The sequence below is a fragment of the Frigoribacterium sp. PvP054 genome, assembly GCF_040547465.1.
Taxonomy (GTDB): domain Bacteria; phylum Actinomycetota; class Actinomycetes; order Actinomycetales; family Microbacteriaceae; genus Frigoribacterium.
The window spans coordinates 325,628-338,970 of sequence record NZ_JBEPPU010000002.1; the positions used below are offsets into that span (position 1 = coordinate 325,628).

The window sequence follows — 13,343 nt, forward strand, 5'->3', positions numbered from 1 at the left end:
GAATCAGATACAGCGCCTGTCCGGTAGCACCCGCGGATCTCGAACTCGCTCGCGCCGCTCCTCTCGCGTACATGAACGAACACGGTCCCGACGCACCGTGGGACGACCCGTCGTGGACCCGTTCCTGGCTCGACCTCGACAAGTCGTGGCGTGATCTGCAGCGACTCTTCGTCATGCCGAACCAGTCACCGGCCGAGATGGGTCTCGACCTCGTGAGAGGAGACGTTCATCATCCGAGGGGCATGATGCACGGGTACGAATGCCACTACCAGGTGCTCGATCCGAACCGGGTCGACGTCGTGGCGAGACAGATAGCGCGATTCGACAAGGCCGACGTCCTGGCTCTCTACATCGCCGGCGGCCGCACCGACGAGAGACTCAGGAGCGACGTGAACTACGTCGGGCACTACCTTGCGACGGCACAAGAGTTCACGGCACGCCAGGCGGAAGCGGGCAACGGCCTGGTCTATCGGATCGGCTGAGCGCCACCCGGTCGTTTCATGACGAAGCCCGAGAAGTCAGCCAGCGGCCCCCACCAGTCCTCGAAGCGGAACTCCACCGAGTTCCGACCATCCGAAGCATGACCTTTGAATGTCCTTGCGAAGCATGGACACCTGGGCCGACCAGCATGAGTTGCCGCGGAACCCAGAGGTGGTGAACGGTGGTGAGAAGCCTCACTCGGCGGACCAGAGCTCCTCGGCCTCGAGGACCAGATCGATCAGTTGACGCAGGAGACCCTCCAAGGTCGTCGACCTCAACAGGGTGTAACTGTCGTAATCACCCAGCGGGGCGATCGCCGCCAGTTGCCAGACGGCCGCGACTGGATCGTCCGACAGCTCGATGTCGTCATCCGACTGGGGCCCCGCGGCGCGAACGATCAAGCGGCGGACAGCTGCTTCGGCCTGGTCCCGAAGGGGTGCGAGCTTCTCGGACCACTCGAGATCCGGCAGGATCGAAAGCTCGGCCCGCGGGAACGGATCCTCGTCGACCCAACGTTCGACCGTGAACCGCCGGGTCCCCAGGCCGACGATGAACAGGTCGTCGGCGCCCGCGGCGGCGCTCACGAGACGCGCCATGGTCCCGACCGAGGCGCGCTGGTCGCCACCCCCGGCTTCTGATCCGCGCTCGATGAGGACGACGCCGAACTCGGGTTCATCCTCGTCGAGCAAGCGGCCGACCAACGTGAGGTACCGGGGCTCGAAGATGCGCAGCTGGATGGGCACGAATGGGAACAGCACTGATCCCAGCGGGAACATCGGTGAGACGGCCATGACCCAGTGAAGCACCGCGGACTAGAAGTTCACAGGTGCCCTGAGAGCCTTCGTCCACGCCGCGAAGAACGCCTAGTTGTTGAAGCGGAACTCCACCACGTCGCCGTCTTGCATGACGTACTCCTTGCCCTCGATGCGGGCCTTGCCGGCCGAGCGCGCCTCGGCGATGGAGCCGGTCTCGACCAGGTCGTCGTACGAGATGACCTCGGCCTTGATGAAGCCCTTCTCGAAGTCGGTGTGGATGACCCCGGCGGCCTGCGGGGCCTTCCAGCCCTTGCCGATCGTCCAGGCGCGGGTCTCTTTCGGGCCGGCCGTCAGGTAGGTCTGCAGGCCGAGCGTCTCGAAGCCGATGCGGGCGAGCTGGTCGAGGCCCGACTCGTCCTGCCCGAGCGAGGCGAGCAGTTCGGCGGCGTCGTCGTCGTCGAGGCCGATCAGCTCGGACTCGACCTGCGCGTCGAGGAAGATCGCCTCGGCCGGCGAGACCAGCGCCTGCAGCTCGGCCTTGCGCGCCTCGTCGGTCAGCACGGCCTCGTCGACGTTGAAGACGTAGATGAAGGGCTTCGCGGTGAGCAGCCCGAGTTCGCGGATCGGCTCGAGGTCGATGCTCGTGGCCGAGAGCGCCTCGCCTCGTTCGAGCGCCTCCTTGGCGGCCACTGCCGTCTCGTGCACGATCGGCTCGACGCGCTTGAGACGCAGCTCTTTCTCGTAGCGGACGAGCGCCTTCTCGACGGTCTCGAGGTCGGCGAGGATGAGCTCGGTGTTGATCGTGCCCATGTCGCTCTCGGGGTCGACCTTGCCGTCGACGTGCACGACGTCGGGGTCGTCGAAGCCGCGGACGACCTCGGCGATGGCGTCGGCCTCGCGGATGTTCGCCAAGAACTTGTTGCCGAGCCCCTCGCCCTCGCTCGCGCCCTTGACGATGCCGGCGATGTCGACGAACGACACCGGCGCCGGCAGCGTCTTCTCGCTGCCGAACAGGCCCGCCAGGACCTGGAGGCGCGGGTCGGGCAGGTTGACGATGCCCACGTTGGGTTCGATGGTCGCGAACGGATAGTTCGCCGCCAGCACCTGGTTCTTGGTCAGGGCGTTGAACAGGGTGGACTTGCCGACGTTGGGCAGTCCGACGATCGCGATAGTGAGAGCCACGAGAGTCAAGCGTACCGGGCCTGTCGAGTCGCACCGTCGGGGCCGGGTCGCCTGGGGACGGACGGGTGCCCGGCCGGGCCTGTGGAGGCGGTGTCGGAGGCGCGTGAGAGCATGAGTCAATGCCCATCGACTTCACCGCGATCGACTTCGAGACCGCGAACTCGAGCAGTGCCAGCGCCTGCTCCGTCGGCCTCGTCAAGGTCCGCGACGGCGTCGTCGTCGACAAGGTCGGCTGGTTGATCTCTCCCCCGGCCGGGCACGACGAGTTCTCCGAGTGGAACACCCGCATCCACGGCATCGTCGCGAGCGACGTCGTCGGGGCCTTCGGCTGGGCCGAGCAGTTCGAACTGCTCGCCGACTTCGCCGGCGACGACGTCTTCGTCGCGCACAACGCGGGCTTCGACATGGGCGTCATCAAGGCCGCCTGCGCGGCGACGGGGCTCACCCCTCCCCCGTGGTCGTACCTGTGCAGCCTGCAGGTGGCCCGCAAGACCTACTCGCTCGACTCGTACCGGCTGCCCGTCGCCGCGACGGCCGCCGGCTTCGACTCCTTCTCGCACCACGACGCCCTCGCCGACGCCGAGGCGTGCGCGGCCATCGTCGCCCACGCGGCCCTCTTCCACGGCGCGGCCGACGTCGCCGAACTCGCGACGATCGCGTCGGTCAAGGTCAAGGTGCTGCAGCCCGCGAGGGCCTCGACCGCACACGACTCGCCGCGGGTCGACCGCCGACCCATGGCCCTCGGCTGACGCTGACGCTGACGCTGACGCTGACGCTGACGCACGACGTCGGCTCGTCGAGGCCGGGGCTGTCGGTGGTCGCTGCCACACTCGCCCCATGTCGTCACCCGTGGCCCTGTTCCTCGCCCTCCTGCTCGGCCTCGTCGTCGGAGCCGTCGTCGGCGGGCTGCTCGCCCGCTCGCGTGCGACCGAGGCGTCCTCGCACCTGACCGCCGAGCTCGCCGCCGCCCGAGCCGTGGCCGATGCGGCCCGCGAGCGCCTGGACGGCCAGGACGACCAGTACCGCCGGCAGATCGCCCAGCAAGAAGACCGCCTCCGCGAGTTCCAAGACCGGCTGCGCGACGTCCGCATCGCCGAGGCCGAACGTGCGCGGGGCGACGGCCAGGTGCTCGTCGCCCTGAGTCCCGTCGCCGAGAGCCTCCAGGCGGTCCAGCAGAAGGTGGCCGAACTCGAGGCAGAACGCACCCGCCAGTACGGGGCGATCAGCGAACAGTTGCGACACACGGCCGAGTCGGGAGAACGCCTGCGGGGCACGGCCGAGATGCTGGCCTCTGCCCTGAAGTCGAACAGCACGCGAGGGGTCTGGGGCGAGACCCAGCTCCGCAACGTGGTGCAGGCCGCCGGCCTGGTCGAGCGGGTCGACTTCGACGTCCAGACGTCGATCTCGTCCGACGCCGGCTCGGGCCGGCCCGACATGGTCGTCCACCTGCCGGGCGGCAAGAACATCGCGGTCGACGCCAAGGTGCCCTTCTCCGCCTACCTCGAGGCCAGCGCCATCCCCGCGTCGGCCACGGGCGACGAAGGGGCTCGACGCGACCTGCTCGTCCGTCAGCACGTCAAGGCCCTTCGGGCGCACGTCGACGCCCTGGCCGGCAAGACGTACTGGGCAGGGCTCGACTCGTCCCCCGAGCTGGTCATCGCGTTCATCCCGAGCGAGTCGCTCGTCTCGTCGGCGCTCGAGGCCGACCCGTCCCTGATGGACTACGCCTTCCAGAAACGAGTCGCCCTCGCCTCGCCCGTGACCCTGTGGTCGGTGTTGAAGACCGTCGCCTTCAGCTGGCAACAGGACGTCGTCACCGCCGAGGCCAAAGAACTCTTCGACCTCAGCCGCGAGTTGTACGGCCGCCTGTCGACCATGGCCGGCCATGTCGACAAGCTCGGCCGGTCGCTCCGGGCCGGCGTGACCGACTACAACCGGTTCGTCGGCTCACTCGAGCGGACGGTCCTGCCCTCCGCCCGACGCCTGAGCATGCTCGACGACTCCAAGGTCCTGTCGAGTCCCACGACGGTCGACGAGACCCCCCGTGACATCACCGCGCCCGAACTCACCGCTGCGTTGACCGACGGCGAGGGCCGGGTCGGCTGACGCGCCGAGACCCTCGGCGAGCTCGCATGACGACGAATGCCCGGCCAGGGCCGGGCATTCGTCGTCACCTGCGGATCAGGCCTGTTCGCCGTACCACTTCGAGACGAGGTGGTCGGCTTCGACCCGGCGGATGGTGCCCGAGTGCGAGCGCAACACGATGCTCGAGGTGCGGATCATGCCCTGCTTGCGCGTGACGCCGGCGACGAGAGCACCGTCGGTGACGCCGGTGGCGACGAAGTAGGCGTTGTCACCCGTGACGAGGTCGTCCTGGTCGAGCACGCGGTCGAGGTCGTGGCCGGCGTCGACCGCCTTCTGGCGCTCGGCGTCGTCCTTGGGTGCCAGACGGGCGAGGATGAGGCCGTCGAGGGCCTTGACCGCGCAGGCGGTGATGATGCCCTCGGGGGTGCCGCCGACGCCGACGCACATGTCGATGCGCGAGTCGGGGCGGGCCGCGTTGATGCCGCCGGCGACGTCGCCGTCGAGCAAGAGACGGGTCGAGGCGCCCACGGCCCGGATCTCGGCGATCAGGTCGGCGTGACGCGGGCGGTCGAGCACCGCGATCTGCATGTCCTCGACGGCGATGCCCTTGGCGGCCGCCAGGGCGGTGATGTTCTCGCCGATCGGACGGTCGAGGTCGACGACCCCCTTGCCCTCGGGGCCCGTGACGATCTTGTCCATGTAGAAGACGGCGCTGGGGTCGTACATGCTGCCCCGGTCGCTGACCGCGATGACCGAGAGCGCGTTCATGCGGCCGGCCGCGGTGAGGCTCGTGCCGTCGATGGGGTCGACGGCGATGTCGCAGGCCGGGCCGAAACCGTTGCCGACGTGTTCGCCGTTGAACAGCATCGGGGCTTCGTCCTTCTCGCCCTCGCCGATCACGACGACCCCGTCGAAGGCGACCGTCCCGAGGAACTTCCGCATGGCGTCGACCGCGGCCTTGTCGGCGGCGTTCTTGTCGCCCTTGCCGATGAAGGGCGCCGACCGGATGGCCGCGGCTTCGGTGGCCCTCACCAGCTCCATGCCGAGGTTGCGGTCGGGGTGCGCGTACAGGGTTCCAGAAGACGAATCGGCCATGTCCACGAGCTTAGTCCCCGGGGTTGTCCAGACGGATGTCATGCGATATGTTTCATTGATCACAGTGCATATATGCACGGAGAAAGGTGCTCATGAAACCAACCACACGTCTGCGCCGCCCCGTGGCTGTCGCCCTGGCACTCGGCGCGAGCCTCTCCACCCTGGCCGTCGACGCCGCCCACGCCGCACCCGACGCCCCCGCGCCCGACGCCCTCAGCCTGTCGGTGCGACTGGCCTCCGACGGCGTCGGCCCGTTCACCCCGGACGACGCGCCCGGCGGCGACAGCGGTCCACAGAACGGCATCGTCCGGACGAACGACTCCGTGGTCTACGGCATCACCGTCGGCACGACCACCGGCGACGCGTCGGGCGGCGAGATCGTCGCCTCGGCTCCCGACGGGTTGACCTGGTCGACCCTGCCCGACGAGTGCCTCACCGGCTCGAGCGTGTCGGGCGACACCCTTCGTTGTCTGCTGGCCCCCCTCTCGACCGGCGTCCGCACCCTCAGCATCGTCGCGACCGTCGACCGTGACGTCCACGCCGGCAGCTCCCTGCAGCCCTCGGTCGAGCTCCACGCGCCCGAGCGGGCACCCGTCACCGCCCCCGTGCCCGACGTCCGGGTCTCGGCCGTGCCACGCTTCAACGTCTCCATGAACCGCACGGTCACGTCGTTCGCCGCCACCGTCGGGCCGGACGGCTCGACGCCGGGCTTCCGCATCGTCTACCCGTTGCAGATCGACTGGCAGTCCCTCGTGGCGGGTGACGGACTCCTCGGCTACGAGGGCTTGAGCGGCGACATCTCGCTGGTCGACGACGTCTCGGCCATGTTCGGCGGCAAGCCGAGCCCTGCCGTCCTGCTGCCCACCGACACCGACGACGCGTGCGGGGTCAACACCGGCCAGATCCCGGGGGCGCCCGGTGGTGTCGGGGGCGGCGAGCGCAACGTCGTCGACTCAGGAACGATCACCTGCTCGCAGACGGCTCCGGGCGAGCCTGTCAGCATCACCATCTCGGGGGCCGACACGAGCCTGACGTCGATCCCGAGTCGCAGCGTCACGGGCGGGCAGATCGCCGGCGGCGTGTCGCCCTACGTCGTCTCGGCCTACGTCAGCCTGTGGGTTCCGAACCCTCCGTTCGGCGAGTCCCTCCTGACCCGCAACACCTATCGTGACCTCGTCGCCACGTCGATCAGCGGGCAGGCCAACTACGCAGGGGCGTCCGAACCCCTGGACGACAATTCGGCGGATCGCAACATCCTCTACTCGGCCGGCGTGACCGGCGCGACCCGCTACGCGGGCTGGAACGACGAGACCAAGACGTCGTTCCCGCTGTCCGGCAAGTACGACGACCCGTACGTCACGCCGGCCCAGACGCTGGTCAGCAGCACGAGCCTCGCCAACCGCGGCACCACCTCGTGGTCGGGCTCGACCGTCTGCGCCGTGTTCGACAACACGACCCAGACCCTGCGAGAGAACGCACCGGGTTCGTGGGCGTCCTCGAACCGGGTCGCCGACACGGGACGCCCGCAGTACGCGGCTTTCGACGCCTCCGACCCCGAGGACGCGCGTGACGCGACCTGTGACGACGATCTCGGGTGGCACGACGACCCTCGCGACGTCCCCGGTGGGCCCTCGGCGGTCGGTGCGGTCCGCTGGAACTACGATCACCCGGGCAACACGAGCATCTCGTTCACCGTCCATCTCACCGCCGTCGACCGCCTCGCCAACCACACGCGCCTCCGGACCTTCACGAGCATCCGTCGAGACGCGACGAGCGCGTGGACCCACTCTCCCGGCGACCCGGTCGCGGCGAACGGAACCTGGTCCGACTTCCTGAGCGTGACGAGCAACGCGGCCCGCGTCACCAGTGCCGTCGTCGACCCGGGGCACGACGCCTCCGACACCCCCGACGAGACGGCCTACGTCACGGCGGGCGGGTCCCTGACCTATGCCCTCTACCCGACCCTCACCAACGCGTCGGACGACGACCTCCCCGAGAAGTTGACGATCCGCGACGTCCTGCCTCTCGGTGCCGTCTACGTCGCGGGCTCTGCCTCGGCCGAGCCCGCGGTCGACGAGATCGAGGTCGACGGTGCGACGCACCAGCGCCTGACGTGGGTCCTCGACCCCGTCCAGGTCAACGACGCACTGGCCCCGATCACGTTCGCGGCCCGGTTCACCTCGGCGTCACCCGGCACCGACGCCACGAACTCGGCGACCATCGAGTCGCTGCGCGACGTGTCCTCTCCCGACAGGCGCGTGACCGACCGCGCGGTGCACGTCCTGGCCGGCAGCGGTTTCGACGTCGACGAACAGGTCGACCACGACGTGCGCGTCGTGGGTGACCAGTCGGTGTTCCGATTGATCTACACCAACAACGGGTCCGAGTCGCTGGCCGACACCTCGCTCGTGACGTCCCTGCCTCACGACGGCGACGACCGAGGCACCGAGGCGGCGACCCGACCGGTGTTGACCGAACCGGTCGCGGCGGCCGACGCCTCCGAGACGGTCCGGTACACGAACGTCGCCCCGGCTTCCCTCGTCGACGACCCCGTTGACGTCACGAACGAGCCGGGCGGTTCGACCCGGTGGTGCGCGCAGGCCGACTTCGGCACGGCAGGCTGCCCCGCCGACCTCGGCGAGGTGACCGGTGTCCGCGTCGACCGCACCTCACCCGTCTCGTCCGGTACGACGGTGAGCCACGAGCTCGCACTCTCGGCAGGCGACGGCGATCAGGCCGGCGACGTCTGGGCGTCCTCCTTCGGCCTCCGGGCGGCGAACATCGACTGGACCGCGCACTCCCCCGTCGCGCGGACGACGGCCGCCGGGGGGAGCATCGGGCGGATCGTCTGGCAGGACGCGAACTCCGACGGGCTGCGCCAGGACGACGAGGCCGGCCTGTCCGACCACGCCGTGCGCCTGTCCGGCACGGACGATCGTGGAGCGACGGTCGAGGCGGAGACCGACACCGACGCCGACGGCAGGTACCGGTTCGATTCGCTCCGACCGGGCGACTACGTCGTCCACTTCGGCAGCGTGGCGGGCGGGTGGACGACTCCGCACGTCGGCGACGACCCGACGCGCGACTCCGATGCCGACGCCGGCGGTGATGCCGAGGTCGAGGTGACGCGCGTCACGGACGCCGCAGGGGCTCTCGTGGGCGTCTCCGACCTCGACGACGTCGACGCGGGCGCCTTGCCGGCCCCCGAGGTCGTCGACCCGCCCGTCGAGACGGTCGATCCGCCGGTCGACGACGCCTCGACGCCGGGCGGTGACCAGGGCACCGACCCTGCGGCGAGCACCTCCGACGGTCGCCCGCGTCTCGCCTTCACCGGCGCGGCCCCGGCCGCCGCCGTGGCTGCCGCCCTCGCCGCGCTCACCCTCGGCATCGTGCTGGTGCGGCGGCGACGCCGGCTCGACGGCACCGTCGTCCCTGCCCCCGGGTCTCCGCACCCGGGCGATCCCGGCACCGACTGACGAGGGGACGGGGCCGTCCGTGGACGGCCCCGTCCTCTCGGCACGCGCCCGTCGAGCCCTGACTAGGCTGATCGGAGCAGACCGCAGTCGTGATCGAAGGAGATGCCATGCCCGTCGCAACCCCCGAGCAGTACGCAGAGATGCTCGACAAGGCGAAGACCAAGGGCTTCGCCTACCCCGCCGTCAACGTGTCGTCGTCGCAGACGATCAACTCCGTCCTGCAGGGCCTCACCGAAGCGGGCAGCGACGGCATCATCCAGGTGACCACCGGCGGTGCCGACTACTTCGCGGGCCACACCGTCAAGAACCGAGCCGCCGGCGCCATCGCGTTCGCCAAGTTCGCGACCGAGGTCGCCAAGAACTACCCCGTCACGGTCGCCCTCCACACCGACCACTGCCCGAAGGACGCCCTCGACGGGTTCGTCCTGCCGCTGATCGCCGCCTCCGAAGAAGAGGTCCGTGCCGGTCGCAACCCCTTGTTCCAGTCCCACATGTGGGACGGCTCGGCCGTCCCCCTCGACGAGAACATCTCGATCGCGCAGGACATGCTGAAGCGCACCAAGGCCATCAACGCCATCCTCGAGGTCGAGATCGGAGTCGTCGGAGGCGAAGAGGACGGGGTCCAGCACGAGGGCACCAACGACGCGCTGTACACCACGGTCGGAGACGTCACCCGCGTCGTCGAGGCTCTCGGACTCGGCGAGCACGGCCGCTACATCGCCGCCCTGACCTTCGGCAACGTGCACGGCGTCTACAAGCCCGGCAACGTCAAGCTGCGCCCGGAACTGCTCGGCGAGATCCAGCAGGGCATCCGCGAGAAGTTCGGCACCGCCGAGAAGCCCCTCGAACTCGTCTTCCACGGCGGCTCGGGGTCGTCCGACGCCGAGATCGCCGAGGCGGTCTCGAACGGCGTGGTCAAGATGAACCTCGACACCGACACGCAGTACGCCTTCAGCCGGTCCATCGCCGACACCGTGCTGAAGAACTACGACGGGTTCCTCAAGGTCGACGGCGAGGTCGGCAACAAGAAGCAGTACGACCCCCGCGCCTGGGGCAAGGTCGCCGAGACGGCCATGGCCGCGCGCGTCGTCGAGGCGACGAAGCAGCTCGGGTCGTACGGTCAGTCGGCCAGCTGACCCGCGCCTCCTGCAGGTACGACGAGACCCCCGGGCGACGGCCCGGGGGTCTCGTACGTCGTGGCGTGCCCCCTGCCGGAGCCTGCTACGAGAAGAAGCTGTCGGTGATCTTCTGCATGGACGCGGCGAACGCCGGGTCGGACATCAACACCGCGGCGGCGCCGAACCCCTGCACGAGGCTGAAGACCACGCCCGCGACGAGGGGCACGACGAAGCCGAGCCGACCCGCCCGGAGGCGCCGGAGCGTCCACCAGGTCGAGAAGGCGAAGAGCGCGACGGCGAAGACGGCCATCACGACGCCGAAGGTCTGCAAGGCGCCCGTCGACGAGAACCCCGACAGGTCGGCGTCGAACTGCGCGAACTGCGCGAGCTGGTCCTCGGCGTAGCGAGGCGCCCGGGCGACGGCCTGGATCGCTCCGAAGGCTCCGAGCCCGATGAGGGCGAACGTCGCCACCCGGTCGACGCGGCGCCCGGTGGTGAGGGCGGGAGGCGCGGTGAGGGTGCCGTCACCGGAGCGCCCGTCGGCCGTGGTCGTGGGCCGCGCGTCCTGTTCGGCGACCCGCGCCTCCTGGGCGGCGTCGTCCATGGCGACGGGGTTGACCCACCCCTCGGGCGCGTACTCGCCGTAGCGAGGCCTGGGCCGGTCGTCGCTCATCGGGTGCGGCCGCCGAGGCCACGCGCGTCGACCTGGCCCGTGGCGTCCTTGCGCAGCTCTTTCGGCAGCGAGAACATCAGGTCTTCCTCAGCCGTGACGACCTCTTCGACGTCGACGTACCCGGCGTCGGACAGGTCGGCCAGCACCTCGTCGACGAGGACCTCGGGCACGGAGGCACCCGAGGTGACGCCGACCGTCTCGACGCCGTCGAGCCACTCCTGGCGGATCTCGTTCGTGTAGTCGACCCGGTAGGCGGCCTTGGCGCCGTGTTCGAGGGCGACCTCGACCAGGCGGACGCTGTTCGAGCTGTTCGCCGACCCGACGACGATCACGAGGTCGGCACCCTGGGCGACCTTCTTGATGGCCACCTGGCGGTTCTGCGTCGCGTAGCAGATGTCGTCGCTCGGCGGGTTCTGGATGCTCGGGAAGCGTTCGCGCAGGCGGCGCACGGTCTCCATCGTCTCGTCGACGCTGAGGGTCGTCTGCGACAGCCAGACGAGGTTCTCGGGGTCGTCGATCACGAGGTCGTCGACCTCACCCGGGTTCTGGACGAGGGTGGTCCGGTCGAGCGCGTGACCCATGGTGCCCTCGACCTCTTCGTGCCCGGCGTGGCCGATCAGGATGATGTGACGACCCTGGGCGCCGAAGCGCACGGCCTCGCGGTGCACCTTCGTGACGAGGGGGCAGGTCGCGTCGATGGCTTGCAGCTCGCGGTCGGCCGCACCCTTCACGACCGCCGGCGAGACGCCGTGCGCGCTGAAGACGATGTGCGAGCCCTCGGGGACCTCGTCGACCTCGTCGACGAAGATCGCCCCCTGGCTCTCGAGCGTCGCCACGACGTGGACGTTGTGCACGATCTGCTTGCGCACGTAGACGGGCGCGCCGTAGTGCTCGAGCGCCTTCTCGACGGCGATCACGGCGCGGTCGACGCCCGCGCAGTAACCGCGGGGTGCCGCGAGCAGCACCCGCTTGCGTCCGGTGACGGGGGTATCCTTTAGCCTGTTCCGCACCGCAGGAACACGCGGTGTCGGCAGGTCGATGGCGAGGGCGCCGTTGGTGATGTGGCTCACCCGACGAGTCTAGGTGCGACGGACTGGTCGCGTACTGAGAGCCGCCGCGAGGGCCGGGGACCACGCCGGCCCGGCGAGCCGACCGTCGAGCCGACGCCCACCACGAACGGAGCCCCATGACGATCGTTCCCCCACCGCCCACCGCCGAGGCCCCGTGGCCGGTCGGACTGCTCGCCAGCAAGGTGCGCGACTGGATCGACCGGCTCGGCACGGCCTGGGTCGAGGGCGAGATCACGCAGTGGAACGTCTCGGGCGGCAACGTCTACGGCAAGCTCCGCGACCTCGAGCAGGACGCCACCGTCTCGTTCTCCATCTGGTCGAGCGTGAAGTCGCGCGTCCCGGCCGACCTGAAGCAGGGCGACCGGGTCATCGCCGCCGTCAAGCCCAACTACTGGGTCAAGGGCGGCAGCCTCACGATGCAGGTGTTCGACATGCGCCACGTGGGCCTCGGCGACCTGCTCGAGCGGCTCGAACGGCTCCGTCGGCAACTGACGTCCGAGGGGCTCTTCTCGCCCGACCGAAAACGGGCCCTGCCGTTCCTGCCCGGGTGCATCGGCCTCGTCACCGGCAAGGACAGCGACGCCGAGAAAGACGTGCTGCGCAACGCGCAGCTGCGGTGGCCGTCCGTCTCGTTCCGGGTCGTGCACGCGGCGGTGCAGGGCGACCGCATGGTGGGCGAGGTCACGGCGGCGATCCAGCGACTCGACGCCGACGACGAGGTCGACGTCATCATCGTCGCCCGGGGCGGCGGGGACTTCCAGAACCTGCTCGGCTTCAGCGACGAGGGCCTCGTCCGCGCCGTCGCGGCCTGCACCACCCCGGTGGTCAGTGCCATCGGGCACGAGGCCGACCGGCCCCTGCTCGACGACGTCGCCGACCTCCGCGCGTCGACGCCGACCGACGCCGCCAAACGGGTCGTCCCCGACGTCACCGAAGAACTGTCGCGGGTCCAGCAGGCCCGCACGCGCATCGGCGTCCGCCTGACGTCGCTGGTCGCGACCGAGATCGACCGACTCGAACAGATCCGCAGCCGCCCCGTGCTCGCGTCCCCCCAGTCGCTGGTCGACGTCCGGGCGGACGAGGTCGTCCGGGCCGTCGCGCGTGGCGAAGAACTCGTCGGGCGAGCCGTCGAACGGGCGCACACGCGGGTGTCCGAGCTGACGGCCCAGCTCCGCGCCCTGTCGCCACAGGGCACGTTGCGCCGGGGCTACGCGATCGTGCAGCTGCCGTCCGGCAGCGTGCTGCGCTCCCCCGACGAGGCGCCGGCCGAGACGCGCCTGCTCGTGACCACCGACGGAGGCGCGGTGGGCGCCGTCAGCACCGGCGCCTCCTCCCCAGGCTCCGCCCCGTCCGACCCGCCCCCGGCCGCGAGCCCCGCCGCGACCCCTGTCAGCACCCCTCGTTAGGAT

General features: G+C 70.0%; 11 protein-coding genes. 6 read left to right on the forward strand and 5 right to left on the reverse strand.

Annotation, left to right across the window (positions count from 1 at the left end):
* The first annotated feature begins 71 nt into the window (after positions 1 to 71).
* Complete coding sequence (locus ABID81_RS04320; RefSeq protein ID WP_354593583.1) at positions 72 to 482, forward strand: hypothetical protein; 411 nt, start codon at positions 72 to 74, stop codon at positions 480 to 482.
* A 192-nt stretch (positions 483 to 674) separates the two neighbouring features.
* On the opposite strand, the gene ABID81_RS04325 is transcribed toward ABID81_RS04320, so the two are convergent.
* Together ABID81_RS04325 and ychF are read right to left on the reverse strand one after the other, a co-directional pair.
* Positions 675 to 1,271, reverse strand: a complete 597-nt coding sequence (locus tag ABID81_RS04325; RefSeq protein WP_354593584.1) for an LON peptidase substrate-binding domain-containing protein — start codon at positions 1,269 to 1,271, stop codon at positions 675 to 677.
* A gap of 72 nt (positions 1,272 to 1,343) precedes the next feature.
* Positions 1,344 to 2,417, reverse strand: a complete 1,074-nt coding sequence (gene ychF, locus ABID81_RS04330; protein WP_194595297.1) for a redox-regulated ATPase YchF — start codon at positions 2,415 to 2,417, stop codon at positions 1,344 to 1,346.
* Between the two features lie 119 nt (positions 2,418 to 2,536).
* On the opposite strand from ychF, the gene ABID81_RS04335 reads away from it, so the two are divergent.
* Positions 2,537 to 3,166, forward strand: coding sequence for an exonuclease domain-containing protein (locus tag ABID81_RS04335; RefSeq protein ID WP_354593585.1), 630 nt, complete (start codon positions 2,537 to 2,539; stop codon positions 3,164 to 3,166).
* An 88-nt stretch (positions 3,167 to 3,254) separates the two neighbouring features.
* Positions 3,255 to 4,523, forward strand: coding sequence for a DNA recombination protein RmuC (locus ABID81_RS04340; RefSeq protein WP_354593586.1), 1,269 nt, complete (start codon positions 3,255 to 3,257; stop codon positions 4,521 to 4,523).
* Between the two features lie 75 nt (positions 4,524 to 4,598).
* Here ABID81_RS04340 and glpX read toward each other — a convergent pair whose 3' ends face one another.
* Positions 4,599 to 5,597, reverse strand: a complete 999-nt coding sequence (gene glpX, locus ABID81_RS04345) for a class II fructose-bisphosphatase (protein WP_354593587.1) — start codon at positions 5,595 to 5,597, stop codon at positions 4,599 to 4,601.
* A gap of 92 nt (positions 5,598 to 5,689) precedes the next feature.
* Here glpX and ABID81_RS04350 point away from each other — a divergent pair, with 92 nt between their 5' ends.
* Both ABID81_RS04350 and fbaA read left to right on the forward strand, forming a co-directional pair.
* Positions 5,690 to 9,073, forward strand: a complete 3,384-nt coding sequence (locus ABID81_RS04350) for an SdrD B-like domain-containing protein (protein WP_354593588.1) — start codon at positions 5,690 to 5,692, stop codon at positions 9,071 to 9,073.
* A 107-nt stretch (positions 9,074 to 9,180) separates the two neighbouring features.
* Entirely contained in the window at positions 9,181 to 10,209 is a 1,029-nt protein-coding gene (gene fbaA, locus ABID81_RS04355) for a class II fructose-bisphosphate aldolase (protein ID WP_354593589.1), read from the forward strand.
* An 85-nt stretch (positions 10,210 to 10,294) separates the two neighbouring features.
* Here fbaA and ABID81_RS04360 read toward each other — a convergent pair whose 3' ends face one another.
* Together ABID81_RS04360 and ABID81_RS04365 are read right to left on the reverse strand one after the other, a co-directional pair.
* Positions 10,295 to 10,864 carry a DUF6264 family protein gene (locus ABID81_RS04360; RefSeq protein WP_354593590.1) on the reverse strand — a complete coding sequence of 190 codons (570 nt, stop codon included), beginning with the start codon at positions 10,862 to 10,864 and terminating at the stop codon, positions 10,295 to 10,297.
* Complete coding sequence (locus ABID81_RS04365; protein ID WP_354593591.1) at positions 10,861 to 11,934, reverse strand: 4-hydroxy-3-methylbut-2-enyl diphosphate reductase; 1,074 nt, start codon at positions 11,932 to 11,934, stop codon at positions 10,861 to 10,863. The genes ABID81_RS04360 and ABID81_RS04365 overlap by 4 nt, the downstream gene beginning before the upstream one ends.
* Positions 11,935 to 12,050: 116 nt before the next feature.
* Here ABID81_RS04365 and xseA point away from each other — a divergent pair, with 116 nt between their 5' ends.
* Positions 12,051 to 13,340 carry an exodeoxyribonuclease VII large subunit gene (gene xseA, locus ABID81_RS04370; RefSeq protein WP_354593592.1) on the forward strand — a complete coding sequence of 430 codons (1,290 nt, stop codon included), beginning with the start codon at positions 12,051 to 12,053 and terminating at the stop codon, positions 13,338 to 13,340.
* Positions 13,341 to 13,343: the final 3 nt, after the last annotated feature.

Excerpts from the sequence above, each read along its gene's own strand:
- ABID81_RS04325 (WP_354593584.1), bottom strand. The coding sequence starts at position 1,271 with ATGGCCGTCTCACCGATGTTCCCGCTGGGATCAGTGCTGTTCCCATTC.
- glpX (WP_354593587.1), bottom strand. The coding sequence starts at position 5,597 with ATGGCCGATTCGTCTTCTGGAACCCTGTACGCGCACCCCGACCGCAAC.
- ABID81_RS04360 (WP_354593590.1), bottom strand. The coding sequence starts at position 10,864 with ATGAGCGACGACCGGCCCAGGCCTCGCTACGGCGAGTACGCGCCCGAG.
- xseA (WP_354593592.1), top strand. The coding sequence starts at position 12,051 with ATGACGATCGTTCCCCCACCGCCCACCGCCGAGGCCCCGTGGCCGGTC.
- ABID81_RS04335 (WP_354593585.1), top strand. The coding sequence starts at position 2,537 with ATGCCCATCGACTTCACCGCGATCGACTTCGAGACCGCGAACTCGAGC.
- ABID81_RS04350 (WP_354593588.1), top strand. The coding sequence starts at position 5,690 with ATGAAACCAACCACACGTCTGCGCCGCCCCGTGGCTGTCGCCCTGGCA.
- fbaA (WP_354593589.1), top strand. The coding sequence starts at position 9,181 with ATGCCCGTCGCAACCCCCGAGCAGTACGCAGAGATGCTCGACAAGGCG.
- ABID81_RS04340 (WP_354593586.1), top strand. The coding sequence starts at position 3,255 with ATGTCGTCACCCGTGGCCCTGTTCCTCGCCCTCCTGCTCGGCCTCGTC.
- ABID81_RS04320 (WP_354593583.1), top strand. The coding sequence starts at position 72 with ATGAACGAACACGGTCCCGACGCACCGTGGGACGACCCGTCGTGGACC.